The sequence below is a fragment of the Xenophilus sp. Marseille-Q4582 genome (assembly GCF_916700565.1).
Taxonomy (GTDB): Bacteria; Pseudomonadota; Gammaproteobacteria; order Burkholderiales; family Burkholderiaceae_C; genus Xenophilus.
The window spans coordinates 445051-465566 of sequence record NZ_CAKAKO010000006.1 but is presented as its reverse complement, the minus strand read 5'-3'; the positions used below and the strand labels follow the sequence as shown (position 1 = coordinate 465566).

Annotated in this window: 18 protein-coding genes; 10 read left to right on the top strand and 8 right to left on the bottom strand. The window is 68.9% G+C overall.

Annotated elements, in window-relative coordinates; all coding sequences use genetic code 11:
* Position 1: 1 nt before the first annotated feature.
* A complete protein-coding gene (locus tag LG388_RS22380; protein WP_225784770.1) occupies positions 2–535 on the bottom strand; it encodes a PadR family transcriptional regulator in 534 nt (177 codons plus the stop codon).
* Positions 536–694: 159 nt separating this feature from the next.
* Here LG388_RS22380 and LG388_RS26875 point away from each other — a divergent pair, with 159 nt between their 5' ends.
* Positions 695–874, top strand: a complete 180-nt coding sequence (locus LG388_RS26875; protein WP_370630223.1) for a hypothetical protein — start codon at positions 695–697, stop codon at positions 872–874.
* Positions 875–902: 28 nt separating this feature from the next.
* The gene (locus LG388_RS22370; protein WP_225784769.1) at positions 903–1643 is read left to right on the top strand and encodes an SDR family oxidoreductase; all 741 of its coding nucleotides are present in this window, start codon (positions 903–905) and stop codon (positions 1641–1643) included.
* Positions 1644–1824: 181 nt separating this feature from the next.
* On the opposite strand, the gene LG388_RS22365 is transcribed toward LG388_RS22370, so the two are convergent.
* The 3 genes from LG388_RS22365 to LG388_RS22355 form a co-directional block, all read right to left on the bottom strand.
* Complete coding sequence (locus tag LG388_RS22365; protein ID WP_225784768.1) at positions 1825–3153, bottom strand: sulfatase; 1329 nt, start codon at positions 3151–3153, stop codon at positions 1825–1827.
* Entirely contained in the window at positions 3150–4127 is a 978-nt protein-coding gene (locus LG388_RS22360; RefSeq protein ID WP_225784767.1) for a Bug family tripartite tricarboxylate transporter substrate binding protein, read from the bottom strand. The genes LG388_RS22365 and LG388_RS22360 overlap by 4 nt, the downstream gene beginning before the upstream one ends.
* Positions 4128–4269: 142 nt before the next feature.
* Positions 4270–5304 (bottom strand): IS630 family transposase, encoded by a 1035-nt coding sequence (locus LG388_RS22355; protein ID WP_225784766.1) that lies wholly within the window; start codon positions 5302–5304, stop codon positions 4270–4272.
* Between the two features lie 61 nt (positions 5305–5365).
* Between LG388_RS22355 and LG388_RS22350 the strand changes: the two genes are divergently transcribed.
* A complete protein-coding gene (locus tag LG388_RS22350) occupies positions 5366–5884 on the top strand; it encodes a MarR family winged helix-turn-helix transcriptional regulator (RefSeq protein WP_225784765.1) in 519 nt (172 codons plus the stop codon).
* Positions 5885–5916: 32 nt separating this feature from the next.
* Here LG388_RS22350 and LG388_RS22345 read toward each other — a convergent pair whose 3' ends face one another.
* The 3 genes from LG388_RS22345 to LG388_RS22335 form a co-directional block, all read right to left on the bottom strand.
* Positions 5917–7023, bottom strand: coding sequence for a mechanosensitive ion channel family protein (locus tag LG388_RS22345; RefSeq protein WP_225784764.1), 1107 nt, complete (start codon positions 7021–7023; stop codon positions 5917–5919).
* Between the two features lie 85 nt (positions 7024–7108).
* Complete coding sequence (locus LG388_RS22340; RefSeq protein WP_370630222.1) at positions 7109–9424, bottom strand: FUSC family membrane protein; 2316 nt, start codon at positions 9422–9424, stop codon at positions 7109–7111.
* On the bottom strand, positions 9421–10512 hold the full coding sequence (locus tag LG388_RS22335) for an inositol monophosphatase family protein (protein WP_225784763.1): 1092 nt from the start codon (positions 10510–10512) through the stop codon (positions 9421–9423). The genes LG388_RS22340 and LG388_RS22335 overlap by 4 nt, the downstream gene beginning before the upstream one ends.
* A 228-nt stretch (positions 10513–10740) precedes the next feature.
* On the opposite strand from LG388_RS22335, the gene LG388_RS22330 reads away from it, so the two are divergent.
* The 4 genes from LG388_RS22330 to LG388_RS22315 all read left to right on the top strand — a co-directional run bounded on the left by LG388_RS22330 (position 10741) and on the right by LG388_RS22315 (position 14359).
* Positions 10741–11052: a DUF3649 domain-containing protein gene (locus LG388_RS22330; RefSeq protein ID WP_225785170.1), complete on the top strand. Its 312-nt coding sequence runs from the start codon at positions 10741–10743 to the stop codon at positions 11050–11052.
* Between the two features lie 89 nt (positions 11053–11141).
* Positions 11142–12797: a PepSY domain-containing protein gene (locus LG388_RS22325; RefSeq protein ID WP_225785169.1), complete on the top strand. Its 1656-nt coding sequence runs from the start codon at positions 11142–11144 to the stop codon at positions 12795–12797.
* A complete protein-coding gene (locus tag LG388_RS22320; protein WP_225784762.1) occupies positions 12794–13105 on the top strand; it encodes a DUF3325 domain-containing protein in 312 nt (103 codons plus the stop codon). The genes LG388_RS22325 and LG388_RS22320 overlap by 4 nt, the downstream gene beginning before the upstream one ends.
* Positions 13106–13195: 90 nt before the next feature.
* A complete protein-coding gene (locus LG388_RS22315) occupies positions 13196–14359 on the top strand; it encodes a YncE family protein (protein ID WP_225784761.1) in 1164 nt (387 codons plus the stop codon).
* A 150-nt stretch (positions 14360–14509) separates the two neighbouring features.
* On the opposite strand, the gene LG388_RS22310 is transcribed toward LG388_RS22315, so the two are convergent.
* Positions 14510–15598 (bottom strand): IS5 family transposase, encoded by a 1089-nt coding sequence (locus tag LG388_RS22310; RefSeq protein ID WP_225784760.1) that lies wholly within the window; start codon positions 15596–15598, stop codon positions 14510–14512.
* 139 nt (positions 15599–15737) lie between these two features.
* Here LG388_RS22310 and LG388_RS22305 point away from each other — a divergent pair, with 139 nt between their 5' ends.
* The 3 genes from LG388_RS22305 (at position 15738) to LG388_RS22295 (ending at position 20456) form a co-directional block, all read left to right on the top strand.
* Positions 15738–16772 (top strand): IS630 family transposase, encoded by a 1035-nt coding sequence (locus tag LG388_RS22305; protein WP_225784759.1) that lies wholly within the window; start codon positions 15738–15740, stop codon positions 16770–16772.
* Positions 16773–17010: 238 nt separating this feature from the next.
* The gene (locus LG388_RS22300) at positions 17011–17739 is read left to right on the top strand and encodes an RNA methyltransferase (protein WP_225784758.1); all 729 of its coding nucleotides are present in this window, start codon (positions 17011–17013) and stop codon (positions 17737–17739) included.
* 350 nt (positions 17740–18089) lie between these two features.
* Positions 18090–20456: a catecholate siderophore receptor Fiu gene (locus LG388_RS22295; protein ID WP_225784757.1), complete on the top strand. Its 2367-nt coding sequence runs from the start codon at positions 18090–18092 to the stop codon at positions 20454–20456.
* Positions 20457–20516 lie beyond the last annotated feature (60 nt).

Sequence of the window (20516 nt, the reverse complement as noted above, 5' to 3'; positions counted from 1 at the left end):
ATCAGATTCGTTCGATGTGTTGCGCGGCTTGGTCGAGCACGGCCGCAAACGCGTGCGCCTGTTCATCGCTGAGGGGTTCGCGCGCGAGCCGCATGCGCATCGCGAGCTTGAGGTTTTCGATGGCCCGTGCCACCTGCGGCGGCCGGCCGGCGCGCAGGCCCGCGCCGTCCACCCCCGCGTGCATGCGGGCCATCAGTTCATCGGCGGCCTGTCGTTGTTCGGCCAGGAAGGCCAGCCCGGCCGGGGTCACGCGGTAGCGCTTGCGCCCGCCGTGGTCGGGGGCGTCCACGATCACCAGCCCAGCTTCTTCCAGCCAGGTCAGCGTGGGGTAGACCACGCCCGGGCTGGGGCTGTAGCGGCCCCCCAGGCGCTCCTCGATGGCCTTGATCAGCTCGTAGCCGTGGCGAGGCGCATCGGCGATCAAGCGCAGCAGCACCAGCTTGAGGCCGCCGCGCCCGAAGATGCGGTGCCCCCCGCCGCCGCCGTGCCGTGCGCCGATCGTCGGGTCCTGGGGAAAGAGTTTCGTGGACGTCATGGCATCGATTTATATCTGGAATAGAAAAGATATATCGAAAAAGGTCTTGCGCAAGCCCTGGCCGACAAGGCCTGGTCCGGCCGTCACAGAGGGCTGCGCTGCCGCGTCTTGGGAGGGACACCGTTTAAACCTTCCCGATTCACTCCAGAGGACATCCCCATGAAACAACGTCTCAACGCCGGGCAGCAGGCCCCGAGCTTTTTCAAGAAGCCGGTCGAGTTCAGCCTGACCCGCAAACTGATGGGCATCCACGCCCGGAACCGCCTGAGCGTGGCCTTTCGCACCGCGCCCGGCTCGGCAGACCCGGCCTTCGGGTTGGACATGGCGCAGCTCGCCTGAGCCGCCCCTCTTTTCAGCAGGAGCTCTCATGAAGATCGTCGTCATTGGTGGCACGGGCCTGATCGGCCGGCAGCTGGTTCCCCTTCTGCAGCAGCGCGGTCACGAGGTGCTCGCGGCGTCGCCGAACACCGGCGTCAACACCCTCACCGGCGAGGGCCTGGCGGCCGCACTGGCCGGCGCGCAGGTGGTGGTGGACGTGGCGAACTCGCCGTCCTTCGAAGACGCTGCGGTGCTGGACTTCTTCCGCACCTCGGGCCGCAACCTGCTGGCGGCCGAAGCGCAGGCCGGGGTGCGGCACCATGTGGCGCTGTCGGTGGTGGGCACCGGCCGGCTCCAGGAAAGCGGCTATTTCCGGGCCAAGCAGGCGCAGGAGGACCTGATCGAAGCCGCCGGTGTGCCGTACACCCTCGTGCAGGCCACGCAGTTCCTGGAATTCCTGGGCGGCATCGCGCAATCCGCCGGCGCGGGCGACGAGATTCGCCTCTCGCCCGCCTTCATCCAGCCGATCAGCTCCGATGAGGTGGCCGCCATGCTGGCCGAGGTGGCGCTGGGCGCGCCGCGCAACGGCCGCGTGGAAATCGCCGGCCCCGAACGCTTTCGGCTGGCGGAGCTGGTGCAGCGCTACCTGGATCTGAAGCAGGATGGGCGGCGGGTGGTGGCCGACCCGCATGCCCTGTATTTCGGCGCGCCGCTGGACGATGCGACGCTGGTGCCCGCAGGCGCCGCGAGGCAGGGCCGCATCACTTTCGCGCAGTGGATGGCACGCTGAAGGCGGTGGCAGCGCTGGCTCAGAACGTGCGGATGAATCCGGCGTGGCCGAGCAGACCACCCAAAGGTGCGCCATCGAGGCGCAAAGCGCAGTCATAGCTCGGGCTATGGCAAGCATTTGCAACGATGAGGGCGTGCATTTGGGCGGGATGAGCGGCCATGTCGGATTCGTTTACAGCTTCTCAGCGCTGGGGCATGTCCTTAGCCGAGTAGCCCAGGCTCACCGTGGCTTCTTCCGGAATGGGCGGCATGCCGGCATTCCAGGCCTCCCAGTCCGCACGCATGCGCGCCAGCCGCTCGCTCTGCCGGCCTGCCAGGTTGGCGCGCTCGCGCTCGTCGGCCGGGAGGTTGAAGAGGTAGTCGTGGCCGTCCACCCGCAGGTACTTCCAGTCGCCCTCGCGCAGCGCGCGCTGGCCGCGGTGGTTCATGCGCCAGTGCAGCGGGCGCGCAAAGGTGTGGCCCGGTTGCTTCAGCACGCCGAGCAGCGACACGCCGTCGAGCGGGTAGTCCGGGTGCGCCGCCACGCCCGCGGCATCGAGCATCGTGGCCGACCAGTCCATGGTCATGCACAACTGGCGACTCTGCGTGCCCGGCGCGATCACGGCCGGCCAGTGCGCGATCCACGGCACGCGGATGCCGCCCTCGGTCAGGTCCATCTTGCCGCCCACCAGCGGCCAGTTGTCCGAGAAGCGTTCGCCGCCGTTGTCGCTGGTGAACACGATCAGCGTGTGGTCGAGCTGGCCGTTCCTGCGCAAGGCCTCGACGATCCAGCCGATGCCCTCGTCCATGTGGTGGATCATGCGGCGGTAGACGTGGATGTTGCCGCCGGCCAGATCGAAGAGGTTGTCCTTCACGGCCGGGGCGCGGTCCGCGTCCTCGCGCGTCTCCCAGGGCCAGTGGGGCGCGGTGTAGTGCAGGCTGAGGAAGAAGGGCCGATCCGCATCTTCGCCCTGGGCCATGCGGTCCACGTAGTCCACGGCGCGGCGCGAGAGCAGGTCGGTGAGGTAGCCCTCGGCCTTAGACGCCTCGGTGCCGTCGTACAGGTCGTGCGTGCCGCGCGAGTCGCAATGGGTGAAGTAGTCCACCCCGCCCGCCATCGGCCCGAAGAACTCCTCATAGCCCGAGCGCAGCGGGCCGAAGTGCGGCGGATGGCCCAGGTGCCACTTGCCGATGAGGGCGGTGCGGTAGCCCGCGTCCTTGAGCAGCGAGGGCAGCGTCGGGTGTTCGGGCGGCATGCCCAGGGTGTCGCTGCCGCGGCTCTTGCTGTTGATCGGCTCTTCGGCCGCGCCGCGCAGGCGGTACTGGTAGCGCCCGGTGATCATGCCGAAGCGCGTGGGCGAGCACACGGGCGAGTTGGCGTAGCCCTGCGTGAAGAGCGCGCCCTGCGCCGCCAGCCGGTCCAATACCGGCGAGACGGGGCCGAAGTTCGCCTCGCGGCCACCGTAGCAGCCCAGGTCGGCGTAGCCCAGGTCGTCCGCGACGATGAAGAGGATGTTGGGCCTGGCGCTCATGGGTTGTACCCCGAGGTCTTGACCACCGGCGCCCACTGCGCCCGGTAGGCCTTGAGCATGGCTTCGGTCTGTTCGCGCGTCGCGACCACCGGCACCAGCTTGCTGTCTGTGAAGCGGCGCTGCACTTCGGGCTCCTGCATCACCTCGCGGATCTCGCGCGCCAGGCGCTCGACCTTCTCGCGCGGCATCGAGGCCGGCGCGAAGAAGGTGTTCCAGCCCGAGGCGGCCAGGTCCAGCCCGGCCTCCTTGAAAGTCGGCACGTCGGGCGCGAAGGGCGAGCGCTTGACGCCCGACATCGCCAGGATGCGCATCTTGCCCGCCTGGTACTGCGGCAGCTGCACGTCGAAGGTGTCGACGGCGATCGGCACCTGGCCGCCGATCAGGTCGGTGATCACCGAGGCCGAGCCCTTGTAGCCCACCACCTCGGTCGGCACCTGGGCCTTCTGGCCCAGCATCAGCGCGAAGAAGTGCGGCAGGCTGCCCGTGGCCGGCACGCCGACGTTGGCCTGGGCCGGGTGGGCACGCATCCAGTCGAAGAGCTGCTTGAGGTCCTTGGCCGGCACCTGCGGGCTCACGGCCAGGCCGAAGTCGTAGTCGTTGACGTGCGCGACGGGCTGGAAGTCCTTCTCGGGGTCGTAGCCGTTGTCCTTGAAGACCAGCGGCGCCACCACCATCACGGCCGGGTTGGCGACCATCAGCACGTTCTGCCCGGCCGGTGCGGCCTTGACCTGCTGCGCCGCCAGGCGGCCGCCCGCGCCGGGCTTGTTGTCGACCAGCACCGGCACGCCGAGCTTCTGCGCCAGCCGGTCGCCCACGAAGCGCGCGACCATGTCCGTGGCGCCGCCGGGCGCGTAGCCGACGACCACGCGCAGCGGGCCGTCCAGCGGCTGGGCGGCGGCTGCGGCGACGGTGCCGATCAGGGTGGCCGCGATGGCGCTGTGCAGGGCCAGGCGGCGGGTCGGTGAGTGCTTCATGGGGGTGCTTGTCTCCGTCGTGTCGATGGTGCGCCCGTGCCGGACATGCGGCGGGCATCTGGCCGCGATTCTGGAAGTCCCACAATCGATTGTTCAAATCAACTGTTGTGCGGACTATTGATCCGGCCTCAATGAACTTGACTCAAGCCGCATAGCGTACCGTGGCGTGCTCGAAGTACTTGCGGATGCGCTCGGGCTGGCGTTGCACGCTGCGAAGGTGCTTGGCTGTGGCTTTGGCCAGTTGCAGCTTCGTTCGCGCCGGTGCCAGCTTCGTGACCGCCTGCTTGATATCCGCATTGGCCATCTCATCCGGGTTCAACTCCGGGCTATAGCTCGGTAGGTAGAACACCTCGATGGCATCGGCATGCTCGGCCAGCCAGGCCTTGACCGGTTTGGCATGATGCACCCGCAGGTTGTCCAGGATCAGGAACACCTTCTTGGTCTGTCCCTTGATCAGCCGGCGCAGGAAGTCGATCAGGATTGTGGTGTTGAGCGCCCCGTCAAAGATGCGCCAGCGCATCTGCCCTTTGTTGGTCACGGTGGAGATGACCGCCAGGCTGTGGCGCTTGTTGTTGACCCGCACCACCGGCGTCTGGCCCTTGGGCGCAAAACCACGGCCGCGTACATCGTCGCTGCGCAGTCCACTCTCGTCGCCCCAGTGAATTTCGGCTCCCTCGGCCTTGGCCCGCGCGGCAATGGCGGGGTAGTCCTCGTCGAGCCACTTCTTGACCGCCGCCGGTGACTGCTCGTAGGCCTTCTTCATCGGCTTTTGCGGCGTGAAGCCCCAGCGCGCCAGGTACTTGCCCATGGTGCGCACTTGCAGTCGCAGCCCAAAGCGCTGTTCGATGAGTTGGGCCACAGCGGCGCGGGTCCACAGCGCGTAGGGCATCTTGAGCTGATCGGGCGTCTTGTCGGCGATGAGCTTGCGCACCAGGGCCTCCTGGGCGGGGTCGAGCAAGCGGTTTTCGCCGAGCTTGCGCCCGCCAATGGCGTCGTGCAGCGCCTTGGCACCGAGCGCCTCATGGCGTTTGCAGATGTTGAAGACGCCTGTGCGACTCAGGCCGGTGAGCGCGGCGATCTTGTCGTAGGTGTTGCCGGCCTTGCGTAGCCGGATGACCTGAACCCGGCGCTCATGCCGCGCTTCGTGGCTCAACGATCTCATGTCAGTTGCTTGCATGAATCCGAGTTGGGGGCGGTGCAGATAAATTCAAGTGCACAAGGGCCGAATCAATAACCCCATGACCCTGTCGACCGTGCCGCCCCGTGAAGGCGAGGGCGCCCGCGCGCTGGACGACCTGCTGCTGTACCGCCTGAGCCGGCTGCTGGGCGTGGCGGGCAGCATGGTGATCCGGCTGTGCGAGGGCCGCTTCGGCATCACGCGGCGCGAATGGCGGCTGATCGCGACGCTGGCCAGCCGTGGGGCGCTCAGCTCCTCGCAGCTGGCGGCGCATGCGCAACTGGACCGCGCGCGGACCTCCAAGGCCGTGGGCTCGATGGTGGCCAAGCAACTGGTCTCGCGCACGCAGCCGGGCGGCGACCGGCGCCACGTGCTGCTCAGCCTCACGCCCGAAGGCCGGGCGCTGTACGACGCGCTCTATCCGCTGGTGACGGTCATCAACGCGGAACTGCTGGCCGTGCTGGACGATGCGCACGTGAAGGCGCTGGACGAGGCACTGGAGGCCCTGCAGCGCCGCGCCGAGACGCTGGTGGCGGCGGCGGAGCTGCCGAAGGCCGACCGGCGGCGCGGGCGCGGCTGAGCGCCGCCCGTCACCGCCGGCGGGGGGCGGCGTCAGGGGCTCGGGCTCGCCGGCACGGCCGTGAACGGCGCGCGCGTGGGCGAAGTTTCCGGGGTTTGCGGGCCGCCCTCGATGCGCAGGCGCGGCAGGTGCTCGGGATATTCGCGCTGCATGAAGTCGATGACGCCTTCACGCACGCGGCAGCGCAGGTCCCAGGCCAGGCCCGAACTGGCGGCCGTGCACAGGATGCGCAACTGCATGCTGCGCTCGGTGGCGTCGGTCACAACCAGATTGAAGAAGCGGCCGTCCCACTCGGGCGCGCTCTTGACGATGCGCTCCACCGCCTCGCGCAGCGGCGCCAGCGGCGTCGTGTAGTCCACGTACAGGAAGACCGAGCCCAGCAGCTGGGCGCTGTTGCGCGTCCAGTTCTGGAAGGGCTTTTCCATGAAGTAGTTCAGCGGAATGATCAGCCGCCGCTCGTCCCAGATGCGCAGCACGACGTAGGTGCCGGTGATCTCTTCCACGCGGCCCCATTCGCCTTCGACGATGAGCACGTCGTCGATGCGGATGGGCTGCGTGAGCGCGATCTGGATGCCTGCGATCAGGTTGCTGAACACCGGCTTGGCGGCCAGGCCGCCGACGATGCCGATCACGCCGGCCGAGGCCAGCAGGCTGGCACCCACCTGGCGCGCGCCCGGGAAGGTGATCAGCATCATGGCGGCGCCGATGATGCCCACGATCACCATCGCGGTGCGCGAGAGCACGCGCGTCTGCGTGTGGATGCGGCGCGCCTGCATGTTGTCTGCCACGTCGACCGGGTGGCGCCGCAGCACCGCGTCCGCAAAGCCGTTGATGAGCTGCAGCGCCAGCCAGGTGAAGCTGGCGATCAGCGCCAGCGCGTTGAGGTGGCGCAGGCCCGACAGCCCCGGCAGCCCTTCGGGCGCCGCCTGCCACACGCCCTGCAGCGCCAGCAGCGGCAGCAGGCAGCGCGCAGCCGGGCTGGCGGCCTGCACCAGCAGGTGGACGGTGGGCAGCGGGCGCGTCACGCGCAGCAGCACCAGCGAGCCGACGCGGTGCACGATGAGCGCGACGGTCAGCGCGATGAGCGCCGCCACGCCGGTGGCGAACCAGGGATGGGAGGTCAGGGTGTCGAAGGTCATGCAGGAATAAAGTCCTCGAGCGCGGGGGAAAAAGGGCGCCTGGGGCGCCCCCGGCGGCCGGCTGCCGCGTGCGAGCGCCGCGCCTTCAGCGCAGCGTCGTCGGGGGAGGGAGCCCCGCCCCGGCCGGAGGTTCCCCGGCTTGCGCCGGCAGTGCCGCATCGTCGGCCTTGTCCTGCAAGGCGCGCAGCGTCTGCTGCGCATCGCTGCCCAGCTGCTGGGCCAGCCCCACGGCCAGGTCGAGCCGGCGCAGCAGCCAGGGGCTGATGTCGTTCTCGAACGGGTCGGGCAGCCGCACGGGCCCGGTGGGCAGCGAGGGCATGGCGCCCGCGTCGGCTTGCGCGGCCGCGGCCGCCTCCGGGCCGGCGAGGCCGGCCGCGCCGATGGCCTGCTCGATGCGCTGCGCGGCGCGCTGCATCGGCCCTTCGACACTGGGCAGCGTGAGGCGGTCGCGCCGCTGCACCAGCATGGTCTTGACGGCACTGAGCTGCGCGAGCAGCTGGTAGCTGTGGGCCTGCAGGCGCTGCAGCAGGGCCAGCGGCGGCTGCACGGCGCGCGGCTCCGACAGCGCGCGCTGGGTGGCCTGCACCAGGGCCGAGAGGCTGTCGAAGGCCTCGCGGCGCGCCAGGCGCCAGGCCAGCTCGGGCGCGTTGTCCAGCGCCTGCAGCTGGCCCAGCGACAGCGCATGCCGCGCATGGCGCGCCTGCGCGGCGAGCGTGCGCTTGAGCAGCGAGGGCAGCTGCGTGCGTTCCCACGAGGGCAGCACGTAGCAAAAGCCCCAGGCCAGCGCCGCGCCGATCAGCGTGTCGGCGATGCGCTCCACGAGCGCGAAGGTGGGGGCCGCACCGGCATTGAGCAAATGCGCCTGGCCCAGGCCCAGCACGGTGGCGGCGATGGCCGTCCATACGTACTTGCGCACTGCGAAGCCATGCGCCACCGACTGCGCCAGCGCCATGATGAGCAGCATCTGCAGCGGCCCCGGGTGCGCGGACAGCACGGCCACCGCGAGCACGCTGCCCAGCAAGGTGCCGGCCACGCGCTCGTTGCGGCGCTCCAGCGTCTGCGCCAGGCTGCCGCGCAGCACCACCACGATGGTCAGCAGGATCCAGTAGTCGTGCGAGCCCCAGGGCATCAGCACCGCGATGAGGTAGCCCGTGCCCAGCGCCAGCGCGGCGCGGATGGCGTGGCGCAGCGGCGGCGCGTCCCAGTGCCACAGCGCGAGGAAGGGCGCGGGCGACCAGTCGGTGGGGCTGACGAACATCTGCCAGTTGGCGCGCACGATGGCGAGGTCGGGCGCGCGCTCGCCGCGCGCGAGTTCGGCCAGGCGCCGCACCTCGTCGTTGAGGTGGCCGATGCGGCTGGCCAGCCCGCGCGCCAGCATGGCCGGCGAGGGGCCGTGCAGCGCGGCATGGTCCTCGGCCTGCGCCGCGTGGATGGCGGCCAGCTGGGGGCGGCGGTCGGCCACCGCGTCGGGCCGGCGCAGCAGCAGCAAATGGTCGGCCATGGCCTCCACGTCCTCGGCCAACGCCTGCATCACCTCGCGCATGGTGGCCAGGGCGGCGGCGTGGCGCGGGTGCTCGCGCAGGCTGTCCAGGTCCAGTTCGCTGGCCAGCAGGTGGTCGCGCATCTCCAGCACGGTGATCAGCATGCCGGCCAGGCGCTGGCGTGCGGGTGTGCGCGGGGATTCGAGCACGAGGTCGCGCGCCGACTGCATCTGGTCGGCCAGCGCGGCCTGCGTGGCCAGCAGGCGGCCCAGCAGCGGCTCGGCCACCTCGCGCACGTCGCTGGATTCGTCGCGCGCGCTGAACTGCCGTGCCTCGGTGCGCATGAGCGCCGCCACCGAGAACAGCAGGTCGGCCATGGCCAGTTGCCGGTAGCGCGCGTTGAGCACCAGATTCACCAGCGTGGCCCAGAGGGCGTAGAGCGCCGCGCCCAGCGCCATGTGGCCGGTGCGCACCAGCGCCTCGTGCGCGCTGGCCGGCGCCGGCATCGCCATGGCGAAGACCATGGCCAGCATCACGGCGATGGCGACCGGGATGCCGCGCTTGCCCCAGGCCATGGCCAGGAAGGCGAGGAAGGTGGCTGGCACCAGCAGCAGGCCCAGCTGCCAGGGCATGCCGTGCAGCAGCTGCACGGCGAAGAAGAGCGGAATGCCCAGCAGCGGCGCCGGCAGCATCTGGCGCAGCTTGCCGCGCCGCGGGGCCGCGCGGTCGGGCGGGCTCGCCACGATCACGCCGGTGGAGGCGGCGGCGCCGGCCGCGGCGCCCAGCCACAGGTGCACGCCGCCCGAGATCAGCAGCAGCCCGAGGGCCACCGTGAGCCCGTTGAGCACGTCATGGCTCAGCGCCACGCGCAGCGCGGCGCGCGTGCGCTGCACGGCGGCACCGGGCTGCAAGGGGGTCACGACTCGGCGGTGGGCGGAACCGAGGGTTGCGCGTCGTCGGCCGCGGGGCGCTTGGCGCGGATCATCTTGCGCGGGGCCTTGGCGGGTGCCGGGGCGGCAGCCTCTTCCTGGCGGGAGGCGGCTTCTTCCTGCAGGCCCACGGTGGAGCGTGCGTACAGGTCGACCTCGCCGCCATCGGCCGCCACGCTGCTGCTGCTGATCGCGCCCGTCATGCGGCGCGAGCCCCCCGTGCCGCCCACGCTGCGCACGCGCTCGGTGGCGGCAAGCTTGTCGTCCACGCCCGCGAACTTGGAGTACTTGGTCAGGATGGGCACCAGCTGGCCGTAGATGCGGGGGCTGCCGGCCAGGCATTCGCGCTGCTCCAGGTACTCGCCTTCGCCCGTGAAGTTGCCGATCAGGCCGCCGGCCTCGGTCACCAGCAGCGAGCCGGCGGCCACGTCCCAGATGTTCAGCCCGGTCTCGAAGAAGGCGTCGGCATAGCCGGCGGCCACGTAGGCCAGGTCCAGCGCGGCGGCGCCCGGGCGGCGCAGGCCGGCGGCGCGCGGCATCAGGTCGGCCATGATGGCCAGGTACTGCTTGAAGTTGTCGCCGGCGCGGAAGGGGAAGCCGGTGGAAATCAGGCTCTGGTTGAGCTGCGTGCGCTTGGACACGCGGATGCGGCGTTCGTTGAGAAAGGCACCGCGGCCTTTGGAGGCCGTGAACAGGTCGTTGCGCGTGGGGTCGTAGACCACCGCCTGCTCGATCTTGCCGCGGAAGGCCAGCGCGATGGACACGCAGTAGACCGGGAAGCCATGGATGAAGTTGGTGGTGCCGTCCAGCGGATCGATGATCCACTGGTAGTCGGAGTCCTTGGCGCCATGCTCGCTGCCCGATTCCTCGGCCAGGATGCCATGGCCCGGGTAGGCCGTCAGCAGCGTCTCGATGATGGCCTGCTCGCTGGCGTGGTCCACCTCCGTCACGAAGTCGTTCACCTGCTTTTGCGACACGCGCACGGCCTCCACATCGAGGGCGGCGCGGTTGATGATGGCGCCGGCGGCGCGTGCGGCCTTGATGGCCACGTTGAGCATGGGGTGCAGGTTGGACGACATGAATTGTTTCGCGTGAAGGGAGCCGCGAAAGACGATCCGCGGGTCGGGACAGCAGCAGGAGCGGGAGGCGGCCCCCGCCTGGACGAGCCGGCGGGCCGTTGCCGCACGGCGATGCGCGCGGACGAAACCAGCGATTTTACCGGGAGTGCTGTTCTTGCGCCGCCGGCTGCAACTACAATGAGAATTGTTCTCAATGAGTTTGCCATGACTTCATCCTCTGCTGCGGCCATGGCCGCGGCGCCGCGGCGCGCGCTCGGAACGCTGCGGCGCACGGCGCCCCTGATCTCGCGCATCGTTGCGGCGCTCTTCGGCGGCTACGCGCTGGCGGCGCTGGGCAGCGTGGCGGCGCTGGCGCTGCCCATGGACAAGGTGCAGGCCGTGCTCACCGGCATGCAGGCCAGTTTCCTGATTTACACGCTGGCCGTGGTCTGGGTTTTCGCCGTGCGCTCGGCCCTGCACGCCTGGGCGGGCCTGTTGGCGGCGGCCGTGCCCCTGGGGCTGGCCGCGCTGTGGGCGTGGAAAGGGCAGGGGGCTGCATGAGCACCGCCGGGCCGCCCCCAGGTGCTCGCTCCGCAGCCGAAGGCGAAGGTACTCCAGTGAGCGACGCCACACCGCAGCGGGCCGAACCGATGCCGAAGAAAGCGCCGAAGGCGCCGGGCCTGCGCCAGACCATGTCGGACCTGCACATCTGGACCGGCCTGCTCATGGGCTGGTTCCTGTATGCGATGTTCCTCACGGGCACGGTGAGCTACTTCAAGGAAGAGATCTCGCAGTGGATGCAGCCCGAGCTGGCGCACCAGTCGCAGGTGCCGGAGCTGGCCGGCGTGGCGCAGCGCGTGATCGATACGCTGGCCGTGCAGGCCGCGGGCAGCCCGCAATGGAGCGTGGGCCTGCCCGACGAGCGCACCAACGTCGCTTCGGCCTTCTGGCGCAAGCCCCAGGTGGAAGGCCGCCGCGGCTTCGAGAACGCGCGCTTCGACCCCGCCACGGGCGAGAAGGTGAGCGCGCGCGAGACCGCGGGGGGCGAGTTCTTCTACCGCTTCCACTTCCAGTTCCACTACATGCCGGTGGCGTGGGGGCGCTGGCTGGCGGGCTTGGCGGCCATGTTCATGCTGGTGGCCATCGTCAGCGGCGTGATCACGCACAAGAAGATCTTCATCGACTTCTTCACCTTCCGCTGGGGCAAGGGCCAGCGCTCCTGGCTCGACGCGCACAACGCGCTGTCGGTGTTCGGGCTGCCCTTCCACCTCATGATCACTTACTCGGGCCTGATCACGCTGATGCTGATGTACATGCCCTGGGGCAACGACGTGGCCTTCAAGACACCGGCCGAGCGCCGCGAGATGACCTCGCAGATGAGCGCCTTCGTGCCGGCCGAGAAGCCCACCGGCCAGAAGGCGGCGCTGCTGCCCGTGGGCCCCTTCGTGCGCGAGGGCGAGGCCCGCTGGGGCGTGGGCAACGTCAACCGCATCACGGTCAACAACCCGGGCGACCGCAGCGCGCGCGTGATCGTCGCGCGCGGCGACGACGGCCGCGCCTCGTACAGCCCGCAGTACCTGCTGTTCGACGGCACCACGGGCGAGCTGATCGAGGCCAGGGACCAGGTGGGCGCCGCGGCCGAGACGCGCGGCGTGCTGTATGCGCTGCACCTGGGCCGCTTCGCCGACGATGCCTTGCGCTGGATGTACTTCCTCGTGAGCCTGGCGGGCACGGCGATGGTGGGCAGCGGGCTCGTCATGTGGACCGTCAAGCGCCGCGCCAGGCTGCCCGATCCCGACAAGCCGTACTTCGGTTTCTGGCTGGTGGAGCGGCTGAACATCGCGGCCATCGCGGGCCTGTCCATCGGCATGGCCGCCATGCTGGCCGCCAACCGCCTGCTGCCGCTGGAACTGGCGGGCCGCCGCGAATGGGAGATCCACGCCATGTTCATCGCCTGGGGCGCGGCGCTGCTGTGGGCCTTCGCGCGTCCGGCGAAGAAAGCCTGGATCGAGCTGCTGTGGGCCGGGGCGGCGCTGCTGGCGCTGCTGCCCGTGCTCAATGCCTGCACGACCGAACGGCCGCTGTGGTCCAGCCTGGCGGCCGGCGACTGGGTGTTCGCGGGCCTGGAGCTGAGCCTGCTGGCCCTGGCCCTGCTGCATGCCGCGCTGGCGATCCGCACGAAGCGGCACCAGCCCAAGGCGCGCCCGGTGCGCAGGGCGCCCGCCAAGGCAGGGCCGGCGGCGGCGCCTGAGCCGGTGCCGGCGGGTGTTGAGGCTCAGCCCGCGCTGCGGGAGGCCGCGCCGTGACCGCCGTCCACGGGCTGGCCCTGCTACTGTGCGTGCCGGGCTTCGCGGCCCTGGCCCTGGCCATGGAGCGCCACCAGGAAGACCTGTTCAAGGCTCCCCTGTCGCCTGCGCGGACGAAACTGCTGCGCTTGGCGGGCTGGGCGCTGCTGCTGCTGGCGCTGGTGCTGCTGGTGCGCACGCGCGGCTGGTCGCTGGGGCTGGTGTCCTTCTCGGGCCACACGAGCTTCGCCGCCGGCGTGGTCTTCCTGGCGCTGATTGGCACTGAGCGCTGGCGCCTGCGCCGCGCGGCTCCGCGTGGCGCGCGTTGAGCGGCGGCGCGTGCCCACTGTCTCTCTTTTCCGCACCCGGCCTGTGGGCCGGGCCCGTCCTTCTTTCCCTCTCCTGAAAGGTATTGCTACATGATGTTCCGATCCTCCCTGCTGGCCGCTGCGGCCCTGAGCGTGCTGCTGGCCGGTTGCGCAGGCAACGCCCCCACCGCGACGGGCGCCGCGTCCCAGGCGGCTGCCCAGCCGGCCCAGGCCCAGCGCCAGGCCGTGGCCCGCGGCATCTACGAGCTGGCCTACAGCCCGCGGCAGAACGCCGTGTTCGTGGCCTCGTCGGGGGGCTTCGGCGCCGATGCGGCCCCGGCCAAGGTGCTGCGCCTGAACCCGCAGACGCTGGCCGTCGAGCGCGAGATCCCGCTGGCGCGCAAGGGCTTCGGCGTGACGCTGGACGACGCGGCCGGCCGCCTGTACGTGGGCAACACCGTGGACCTGTCGGTCACGGTGGTGGACATCGTGAACAACCGCGTGGTCGGCGTGGTGCAACTCGAAGAGAAGGTCGCCGGCAAGGACCGCAACGGCAAGGACGTCCAGCGCTACGCGCGGGACCTGCGCGAGCTGGCCGTCGATCCGGTCAACAAGCGCCTGTTCCTGCAGGGCCACGGCGGCGGCGAGACCGCCAGCGTGTTGTACGTCGTGAACACCGAGACGCTCAAGGTGGACAAGGTCATCCCGGGCCTGGGCCTGGCCAAGGCGCCGGGCCTGGCCTTCGACGCGGCGGGCCAGCGCCTGTTCGTGACCAACCTGCTGGGCGAGCTGATCACGATCAGCACCCGCACGCTCGAAGTCACGCAGCGCATCCAGACCGACGCCGAGCAGCCGATGAACATCGCCTTCGACGCGGCGACGCAGCGCCTGTTCGTGACCGACCAGGGCGCGGAGAACATCCGCAAGTACCAGGGCAGCAGCATCCCGGGCTTCGTGTCCAAGCACCCGGGCAACCGCGTGGCCGTGTTCGACGCCAACACCGGCCGCCAGCTGCACAGCTTTGCGACCGGCGCGGGCCCGATGGGCATCCTGCTGGACGCGCCGCGCAAGCGCCTGTACGTGACCAACCGCGAAGCCGGCACCGTGAGCCTGTACGACAGCGCCAGCTATGCACCGCTGGGCACGGTGAGCCTGCCCACGCACCCGAACAGCCTGGCGCTGGACGCGCAGCGCAATGTGCTCTACGTGTCGGTCAAGAACGGCCAGAAGGACCCGAAGGACGCCGCCGAGAGCGTCGCCCGCATCGCGTTTTAACAGGCCGTTGAAAAAATGCTCATCGAACGCGCCAGGGTCGTGGATTTCGAAGAAACGGATCGCCCAAACTGGCCTGCGCAGCGATTGGAGCGGCCATTTCGGCCTGTTTGCAGGCCGTTTTGCCCGTTCCGGGCGCACGTATCCCATGGTTCACGCATGATGCGCGTCCCACCAGCCGCCCAGACTGCCCATGCGCACCAGGTTGTAGGTGGCAAAGCACAGCAGCGCCTGGCCCGCGAGCTTGGCCTGACCGATCAATTTGGTCTTGGCCAGACCACCCACTGTCTTGATCCAGCCAAAGGCCTCCTCGATGCGCTTGCGCACTTTGAGGCTGGTCTTGTAGCCCTCGTGGCGCCGGATGCGGCCATCGACCGCCGAGTGCTTGTCCTTGGCCGCCACGTGTGGCGTGACTTTGAGCTTTCGGCAGCCCTTGATGAAGGCCTGGCTGTCGTAACCTTTGTCGGCCCCGACCGTGGCCCGCTTGTTCTTGTTTCCCCGGCGTTTGAGCATCGCCAGCGCCGCCTCGCGCTCGGCGGGGCCACTGGCATGTGTGATCTCCACATCCACGATCAGCCCGTTGCGGTTCTCCATGAGGATGTGCCCCATGTGGCACAGGCGAGATTTGTCGCCCGCGCTCTTCTTGAACAGCCGGGCATCGGCATCGGTGGTGCTGGCGTGGGTGTCGTTGCAGCGCTCCTGCCCTTTGAAGTTCACCTCGGGGTTGCGTCCGGGTGGCGTGCCGCTGTCGTCGTCTTTGCGTTTGAAACTCTTGTGCGAGGCCCAGGCCTCAATCAGCGTGCCGTCCACGCTGAAGTGTTCGTCGCTGGCAAGCCGGCCCCACTGGGCGCTGAGCTTGACGCGCTCGAAGAAGGCGCGCGCCAGGTCTTCGTTGAAGAGGCGTTCGCGGTTGGCGCTGAAGGTGGAGTGGTCCCAGACCTTGTCTTCAATGTTCAGGCCCACGAACCAGCGGTACAGCAGGTTGTAGTTGACCGCCTCGACCAGCTGGCGTTCGCTGCGGATGGAGAACAGGATTTGCAGCAGCAAGGCCTTGAGCAGCATCTCCGGCGGCACCGAGGGGCGGCCACGGCGGGCGTACACCGCTTCGAACTCGCTGTTCATGCTCGACAGCAGCGCATCCACCACGGCGCGCAACTTGCGCAGCGGGTGTGCCGCTGGCACTCTTTCTTCAAGGCTGATGTAGCTAAACATCGCCCCCTGGAAGTCTTGGTTGCCTCTCATCTTTCTTGTCGCAGTTGTTCCGGGATGGCTTCAGATCGTAGCGGCCGACGCGGACGCTCGCAGGGGATTTTTCAACGGCCTGTTATTGATTCGGCCCTTGTGCACTTGAATTTATCTGCACCGCCCCCAACTCGGATTCATGCAAGCAACTGACATGAGATCGTTGAGCCACGAAGCGCGGCATGAGCGCCGGGTTCAGGTCATCCGGCTACGCAAGGCCGGCAACACCTACGACAAGATCGCCGCGCTCACCGGCCTGAGTCGCACAGGCGTCTTCAACATCTGCAAACGCCATGAGGCGCTCGGTGCCAAGGCGCTGCACGACGCCATTGGCGGGCGCAAGCTCGGCGAAAACCGCTTGCTCGACCCCGCCCAGGAGGCCCTGGTGCGCAAGCTCATCGCCGACAAGACGCCCGATCAGCTCAAGATGCCCTACGCGCTGTGGACCCGCGCCGCTGTGGCCCAACTCATCGAACAGCGCTTTGGGCTGCGACTGCAAGTGCGCACCATGGGCAAGTACCTGGCGCGCTGGGGCTTCACGCCGCAAAAGCCGATGAAGAAGGCCTACGAGCAGTCACCGGCGGCGGTCAAGAAGTGGCTCGACGAGGACTACCCCGCCATTGCCGCGCGGGCCAAGGCCGAGGGAGCCGAAATTCACTGGGGCGACGAGAGTGGACTGCGCAGCGACGATGTACGCGGCCGTGGTTTTGCGCCCAAGGGCCAGACGCCGGTGGTGCGGGTCAACAACACGCGCCACAACCCGTCGGTCATCTCCACCGTGACCAACAAAGGGCAGATGCGCTGGCGCATCTTTGACGGGGCGCTCAACACCACAATCCTGATCGACTTCCTGCGCCGGCTGATCAAGGGACAGACCAAGAAGGTGTTCCTGATCCTGGACAACCTGCGGGTGCATCATGCCAAACCGGTCAAGGCCTGGCTGGCCGAGCATGCCGATGCCATCGAGGTGTTCTACCTACCGAGCTATAGCCCGGAGTTGAACCCGGATGAGATGGCCAATGCGGATATCAAGCAGGCGGTCACGAAGCTGGCACCGGCGCGAACGAAGCTGCAACTGGCCAAAGCCACAGCCAAGCACCTTCGCAGCGTGCAACGCCAGCCCGAGCGCATCCGCAAGTACTTCGAGCACGCCACGGTACGCTATGCGGCTTGAGTCAAGTTCATTGAGGCCGGATCAATAAGCAAAGCAACCCCCAGGCGGCTTCGCCGCTCCCCCTTCTGCTGCGCGAAGGGGGCGCACCCAGTGGCCGGGCGAAGCCCGTTCCACGGGTGCCCTGAGGGTATCGCCGCAGTTTCCGGAGGGCGCCATGGCTGCGAGGGTCACGCGGCCTTCGCGGGGCCAGGGCAGGGCGACAATGCGCGGTTTCCTTCTGTCCCGCCGCGCGCCCCGCATGAAAACCCGCTTCATCCTGATCCAGACCAGCCATGCCGGCAACGTGGGCGCCGCGGCGCGCGCCATGCGCACCATGGGCTTCGACGATCTGGTGCTGGTGGCGCCGCGCTGGCCCAACGTGCTGCGGCGCGAGGAGACGATCCAGCGCGCCAGCGGGGCGCTGGATGTGCTGGAGAAGGCGCGCATCGTCGACACGCTGGACGAGGCGCTGGACGGCCTGACGCACCTGTGCGCCACCGCCATGGTGCCGCGCGACTTCGGCCCCCCCACGCGCGCGCCGCGCGCGCATTTCGAATCGCTGGTGGCGGCCGGCACGCCGCAGCATGTGGGGCTGCTCTTCGGTTCCGAGCGCTTCGGCATGCGCAACGAAGACGTCTACCGTTGCCATGTGGCGCTGTCCATTCCCACCGATCCGGCCTTCGGCTCGCTGAACCTGGGCGCGGCCATCCAGGTGCTGGCCTATGAATGGCGCACCGCGCTGGGCGGCTTTGCCGTGCGCGAGGCCGTGCCCGCACCGCAGGCGGCCGACGCCGCCGCGCTGGCGGGCATGCTGGCGCATTGGGAGCGCTCGCTGGTGGACATCGGCTTCCTCGACCCGAAGGCGCCCAAGAAACTGATGCCGCGTCTCGCGCAGCTGTTCAACCGCGCCCAGCCGACGGTGGAGGAGATCCACATCCTGCGCGGCATCGCCAAGGCGATGAGCGAGACCCGCACCCATCCGCGCTGAGGGGCCAGACGCTCGCGGGGGGCGCACATCGGCGCGGGAGCGCCGGTCCGCCCCTGTCTTTCTCATCCCCTTTTTTCGGTGATCGTGGCCGCCCGCATGCAGGGCGGCCCGACCGCGCAATCATTGCGTTGCGCTCAAGCGACATCTGCCTTCATTTGTCTTGCTGTGGCGCTTTGTGTCGCATTGTGTTTATGGATGCGAATCAATATCATTATTTCTCCTGAAATCGGCCCTGCTGAATTCACCGTCCGGTCACGCGCTTCCAACATGCGCGCCCAGCGCCTACGCCTGCGTCCGGCGCGGGCAGGCGAATCGAGGGCCGATTCCCATTCCTCGATCCCGGAGAAGAGATGTCCCATATCAAGAGCCGCAAGCACACCGTCGTGCGTGCGGCGCCGCCGCTGACCGCCGCTGCCACGTTCGTGGCGCTGGCCCTGCCCGCTGCCGCGCAGCAAGCCCCGAGCCTGCCGCCGGTCCAGGTGCAAGATTCGGCAGCGGCCGATTACAAGGTCGAGAAGTCCGCCAATCCCAAGTTCACGGCGCCGCTGGTCGACACGCCGCAGACCATCACCGTGATCCGCAAGGAAGTGCTGCAGGAGCAGGGCGCGGTCTCGCTGGGCGAAGCCCTGCGCAACACGCCGGGCATCACCTTCACCATGGGCGAGAACGGCAACACGCAGTCCGGCGACTCCATCACGATGCGCGGCTTCGACACGCAGGGGAGCATCTACATCGACGGCGTGCGCGACCTGGGCTCCGTGACGCGGGACACCTTCAACATCGAGCAGGTCGAAGTGGTCAAGGGCGCGTCGGGTGCCGACGTGGGCCGCGCTTCGGCATCGGGCTACATCAACCTCGTGTCCAAGGTGCCGCAGGCCGAGGACTTCTTCCTCGGCAGCGCTTCTTTCGGCTCGGCCGACCGCCACCGGCTGACGGCCGACCTGAACCGCAAGCTGTCGCTGGGCGGTGGCACCTCGGCCGTGCGGCTGAACCTGATGGAGCAGAACGGCGGCGTGCCGGGCCGCGACTGGGTCAAGAACAAGTCGGTCGGCATCGCGCCGTCCTTCGCCTGGGGCCTGGGCACGCCCACGCGCGTGTATGTGTCGCACCTCTACACCAAGCAGGACAACCGGCCCGACGGCGGCGTGCCCACGGTCGGCCTGCCGGGCTACTACTATTCGATCACGCCCAGCGGCGACGCGGCCAACCGCGCCCTGCAGGCCCGCCAGAGCTTCGCCGGCCTCACGGCGCCGGCACCGGACTCGTCGAACTTCTACGGCTCGCTGCAGGACTTCGACAAGATCGAGGCCAACATGTTCACGGCCCGCGTGGAGCATGACCTGGCCCCCGGCACCACGATCCGCAACACCTTCCGCTACGGCAAGACCGAGCAGTTCCGCATGGTGACCAGCGTGATCGGGCCGACCTTCACCGTACCGGGCAACCCCTTCACCTACACGGTCGCGCGCAACCGGTCCGACGGCCAGAACCGCGCCAGCGACGGCGGCCAGGGCCGCTTCCAGACCAACGAGATCCTGACCAACCAGACCAACCTCTCGACCGAATTCATGACCGGGTCGCTGAAGCACAACCTGAGCGTCGGTCTGGAGTTGATCCGTGAGAAGCAGGACAAGGACCACCTGATGTTCGCCACCGGCGGCACGGGCGCCAACAACGGCACCGTGCCAGCCGCGAACCTCTACAACCCCGACCCGAATTTCCCGCTGGTGGGTTACGCGCCCACGCGCAACGGCTCCTACGACAAGGGCGAGACGACGACGATCGGCCTGTACGCCTTCGACACGCTGAAGATCAGCGAGGCCTTCCAGCTGACCGGCGGCGTGCGCGTGGACAGGTACCGCACCACCTTCTCGAACCTGCGCATGCCCGTGGGCGCGGCGGGTACCACGCCCGCCACGCCGCTCACCACCGCGCGCATCAAGGACTCGGACACGCTGTTCAGCTGGAAGCTGGGTGCGGTCTACAAGCCGGCGCCGAACGGCAGCATCTACCTGTCCTATGCGGCCTCGCAGCGTCCGCCGGGCGGGGACGCCTTTACGCTGAGCACCAGCAACACCAGCGGCGACAACCCGATGTTCAATCCGCAGAAGGCCCGCAACATTGAGCTGGGCACGAAGTGGGACTTCCTGGACAGCCGCTTGGCGCTGACCGGCGCGATCTTCGACACCGTGAACCGCAACGAGAACGTGACCGACTCGGTGACGGGCCTGTCGGAGCAGATCGGCAAGCGCCGCGTGCGCGGGCTGGAACTGGGCGTCGTGGGCCAGATCACGCCAGCGTGGCAGGTCACGGCTGGCTATGCCCACCTGGACGCCAAGATTCTGCGCGGCACCGTCGGCAGCGCCACGGCCACCACCGACGGCCCGCTCCAGTGGACGCCCAAGAACGCTTTCACCGCCTGGACCACGTACCGCCTGCCCATGGGCCTGACCCTCGGCGGTGGCGCGCGCTACCAGGACGGCGTGACGCGCTCCAGCGCGGCCAATCCGGCCGCGGCCAACGGCATCTACAGCAGCGAAAGCTACTGGGTGGTCGACGCCATGATCGGCTACGAGATCAACAAGAACGTTTCGCTGCAGTTCAACGCTTACAACCTGTTCGACAAGAAGTACGTCGAGCGCTTCAACAACGGCGGCTCGCGCTACCAGCCGGGCGTGCCGCGCTCGTACATGCTGACGGCCAACGTCAAGTTCTGACGCAGCGCAGGGCCGGTGCGCCTGCGCGGCGCCGGCCGTGCGAGACTGGCGGCCCCGGCC

Bases quoted from the DNA above. Each gene is read 5' to 3' on its own strand.
- LG388_RS22380 (WP_225784770.1), bottom strand. From the start codon at position 535: ATGACGTCCACGAAACTCTTTCCCCAGGACCCGACGATCGGCGCACGG.
- LG388_RS26875 (WP_370630223.1), top strand. From the start codon at position 695: ATGAAACAACGTCTCAACGCCGGGCAGCAGGCCCCGAGCTTTTTCAAG.
- LG388_RS22370 (WP_225784769.1), top strand. From the start codon at position 903: ATGAAGATCGTCGTCATTGGTGGCACGGGCCTGATCGGCCGGCAGCTG.
- LG388_RS22365 (WP_225784768.1), bottom strand. From the start codon at position 3,153: ATGAGCGCCAGGCCCAACATCCTCTTCATCGTCGCGGACGACCTGGGC.
- LG388_RS22360 (WP_225784767.1), bottom strand. From the start codon at position 4,127: ATGAAGCACTCACCGACCCGCCGCCTGGCCCTGCACAGCGCCATCGCG.
- LG388_RS22355 (WP_225784766.1), bottom strand. From the start codon at position 5,304: ATGCAAGCAACTGACATGAGATCGTTGAGCCACGAAGCGCGGCATGAG.
- LG388_RS22350 (WP_225784765.1), top strand. From the start codon at position 5,366: ATGACCCTGTCGACCGTGCCGCCCCGTGAAGGCGAGGGCGCCCGCGCG.
- LG388_RS22345 (WP_225784764.1), bottom strand. From the start codon at position 7,023: ATGACCTTCGACACCCTGACCTCCCATCCCTGGTTCGCCACCGGCGTG.
- LG388_RS22335 (WP_225784763.1), bottom strand. From the start codon at position 10,512: ATGTCGTCCAACCTGCACCCCATGCTCAACGTGGCCATCAAGGCCGCA.
- LG388_RS22330 (WP_225785170.1), top strand. From the start codon at position 10,741: ATGGCCGCGGCGCCGCGGCGCGCGCTCGGAACGCTGCGGCGCACGGCG.
- LG388_RS22325 (WP_225785169.1), top strand. From the start codon at position 11,142: ATGCCGAAGAAAGCGCCGAAGGCGCCGGGCCTGCGCCAGACCATGTCG.
- LG388_RS22315 (WP_225784761.1), top strand. From the start codon at position 13,196: ATGATGTTCCGATCCTCCCTGCTGGCCGCTGCGGCCCTGAGCGTGCTG.
- LG388_RS22310 (WP_225784760.1), bottom strand. From the start codon at position 15,598: ATGAGAGGCAACCAAGACTTCCAGGGGGCGATGTTTAGCTACATCAGC.
- LG388_RS22305 (WP_225784759.1), top strand. From the start codon at position 15,738: ATGCAAGCAACTGACATGAGATCGTTGAGCCACGAAGCGCGGCATGAG.
- LG388_RS22300 (WP_225784758.1), top strand. From the start codon at position 17,011: ATGAAAACCCGCTTCATCCTGATCCAGACCAGCCATGCCGGCAACGTG.
- LG388_RS22295 (WP_225784757.1), top strand. From the start codon at position 18,090: ATGTCCCATATCAAGAGCCGCAAGCACACCGTCGTGCGTGCGGCGCCG.